Source organism: Tabrizicola caldifontis, assembly GCF_004762095.1.
In the GTDB taxonomy this organism is placed as follows: domain Bacteria; phylum Pseudomonadota; class Alphaproteobacteria; order Rhodobacterales; family Rhodobacteraceae; genus Tabrizicola; species Tabrizicola caldifontis.
Map to the genome: position 1 here is coordinate 2,501 of NZ_SIJH01000040.1, position 3,217 is coordinate 5,717.

The following is a 3,217-nucleotide window of genomic DNA, read 5'->3' on the forward strand; positions in this document are numbered from 1 at the left end:
TCAAGCGCGAAAAGGGCGTTTGGTGGATGCCTAGGCAGCAAGAGGCGATGAAGGACGTGATACCCTGCGATAAGCCATGGGGAGCCGGGAATAGGCTTTGATCCATGGATCTCCGAATGGGGAAACCCACCTGACAGTCCGTTATAACCACCTTCGGTGGCCTATAATGGGCTGAACCAGGTATCATTACCCTGAACACATAGGGGTTTTGAAGCAAACCCGGGGAACTGAAACATCTAAGTACCCGGAGGAAAGGAAATCAACAGAGACTCCGTCAGTAGTGGCGAGCGAACGCGGACCAGCCGAGCCTTGAGGTGTGAGCAGAATGGTCTGGAAAGGCCAACCATAGGGGTGACAGTCCCGTATGCGAAGCACCAGAGGACGCATCAAGTAGGGCGGGACACGTGTAATCCTGTCTGAAGATCGGGGGACCACCCCCGAAGGCTAAGTACTCCTTGCTGACCGATAGCGAACCAGTACCGTGAGGGAAAGGTGAAAAGCACCCCGACGAGGGGAGTGAAACAGTACCTGAAACCGGACGCCTACAAGCAGTCGGAGGGGCCTTGAGCCCTGACGGCGTACCTTTTGTATAATGGGTCAACGACTTGGTCTAACGAGCAAGCTTAAGCCGGTAGGTGTAGGCGCAGCGAAAGCGAGTCTTAAAAGGGCGCATGAGTTCGTTGGATCAGACCCGAAACCAGGTGATCTAGCCATGAGCAGGATGAAGGTTGGGTAACACCAACTGGAGGTCCGAACCAACACCCGTTGAAAAGGGTCTGGATGACTTGTGGCTAGGGGTGAAAGGCTAATCAAACCTGGAGATAGCTGGTTCTCCGCGAAAGCTATTTAGGTAGCGCCTCGGACGAATACCCACGGGGGTAGAGCACTGCATGGATGATGGGGGCCCACAGCCTTACTGAGTCTAAGCAAACTCCGAATACCGTGGAGTACTATCCGGGAGACACACGGCGGGTGCTAACGTCCGTCGTGAAGAGGGAAACAACCCTGACCTGCAGCTAAGGCCCCTAATTCGTGGCTAAGTGGGAAAGCATGTGGGACGGCCAAAACAACCAGGAGGTTGGCTTAGAAGCAGCCATCCTTTAAAGATAGCGTAACAGCTCACTGGTCTAGACAAGCTGTCCTGCGGCGAAGATGTAACGGGGCTCAAGCCACGAGCCGAAGCTCAGGATGCACAGCGATGTGCGTGGTAGCGGAGCGTTCCGTGATACAGCTCGTCATGTCTTGTCCATCCGCAAGGGTGGCATGGACATGGAGAGCTTTCTGTGAAGCCGGGCCGTGAGGCATCCGGTGGAGAGATCGGAAGCGAGAATGTTGACATGAGTAGCGACAAAGAGGGTGAGAGACCCTCTCGCCGAAAGTCCAAGGGTTCCTGCTTAAAGCTAATCTGAGCAGGGTAAGCCGGCCCCTAAGGCGAGGCCGAAAGGCGTAGTCGATGGGAACCAGGTTAATATTCCTGGGCCAGTGGGATGTGACGGATCTCGACCGTAGTTCAGGCTTATCGGATTGTCTGGGCTGCCTGGAGGTTCCTGGAAATAGCCCCACATCAGACCGTACCCGAAACCGACACAGGTGGACTGGTAGAGCATACCAAGGCGCTTGAGAGAACCACGTCAAAGGAACTCGGCAAAATGCTCCCGTAAGTTCGCGAGAAGGGAGCCCCGTCTGTGCGCAAGCATGGGCGGGGGGCACAGACCAGGGGGTGGCGACTGTTTACTTAAAACACAGGGCTGTGCGAAGCCGCAAGGCGACGTATACAGTCTGACGCCTGCCCGGTGCTGGAAGGTTAAGAGGAGAGGTGCAAGCTTTGAATCGAAGCCCCAGTAAACGGCGGCCGTAACTATAACGGTCCTAAGGTAGCGAAATTCCTTGTCGGGTAAGTTCCGACCTGCACGAATGGCGTAACGATCTCCCCGCTGTCTCTGACGTGGACTCAGCGAAATTGAACTGTGTGTCAAGATGCACACTACCCGCGGTTAGACGGAAAGACCCCATGAACCTTTACTCCAGCTTTGCACTGGCATCAGGATTGTGATGTGCAGGATAGGTGGTAGGCATTGAAGCGGGGACGCCAGTTCCCGTGGAGCCGCCCTTGAGATACCACCCTTCGCACTCTTGATGTCTAACCGCGGTCCGTCATCCGGATCCGGGACCCTGCATGGTGGGGAGTTTGACTGGGGCGGTCGCCTCCCAAACAGTAACGGAGGCGCGCGATGGTTGGCTCAGAGCGGTCGGAAATCGCTCGTTGAGTGCAATGGCAGAAGCCAGCCTGACTGCAAGACTGACAAGTCGAGCAGAGACGAAAGTCGGTCATAGTGATCCGGTGGTCCCAAGTGGGAGGGCCATCGCTCAACGGATAAAAGGTACTCTGGGGATAACAGGCTGATGATGCCCAAGAGTCCATATCGACGGCATCGTTTGGCACCTCGATGTCGGCTCATCTCATCCTGGGGCTGGAGCAGGTCCCAAGGGTATGGCTGTTCGCCATTTAAAGAGGTACGTGAGCTGGGTTTAGAACGTCGTGAGACAGTTCGGTCCCTATCTGCCGTGGGTGCAGGAGACTTGAGAAGAGTTGACCCTAGTACGAGAGGACCGGGTTGAACGCTCCACTGGTGGACCAGTTGTCGTGCCAACGGCAGTGCTGGGTAGCTATGAGCGGACAGGATAACCGCTGAAGGCATCTAAGCGGGAAGCCCCCTTCAAAACAAGGTCTCCCTTGAGGGCCGTGGAAGACCACCACGTCGATAGGCCAGAGGTGTAAGCGCAGCGATGCGTTCAGCTGACTGGTACTAATCGCCCGATTGGCTTGATCTGATCCGGAAACAGCAAGGCAAACATGGACGCCACAAGGCAAACCATGCGCGCAAACGGATCGTCAGAAGCACGTAAACGAAAACCTGGAACAATCACTGATGAAAAGGGGTAAAACCCCCCGGTCTCTTCTCCGGTCTGGTGGTCATAGCGGGCGCAAAACTCCCGATCCCATCCCGAACTCGGCCGATAAGTGTGCCTGCGCCAATGGTACTGCGTCTCAAGACGTGGGAGAGTAGGTCGCCGCCAGACCTGAAAAGAGACCAGCTCTCTCAAAACGATCATACCCCGATCGCAGCACTGCCCTCGGGGCCGCAGCAACCACACGCTGCATAAAATGACGCGGGGTGGAGCAGCCCGGTAGCTCGTCAGGCTCATAACCTGAAGG

At 56.0% G+C, this 3,217-nt stretch carries 2 rRNA genes (1 of these 2 only partly in view); both read left to right on the forward strand.

Annotated features, from left to right (window positions below):
• Window positions 1-2,832, forward strand: a 23S ribosomal RNA gene (locus EYB42_RS17110) (it extends 2 nt beyond the left edge of the window).
• Between the two features lie 134 nt (window positions 2,833-2,966).
• Window positions 2,967-3,081: ribosomal RNA gene (gene rrf / locus EYB42_RS17115) — 5S ribosomal RNA — on the forward strand.
• The last annotated feature ends 136 nt before the right edge of the window (window positions 3,082-3,217 follow it).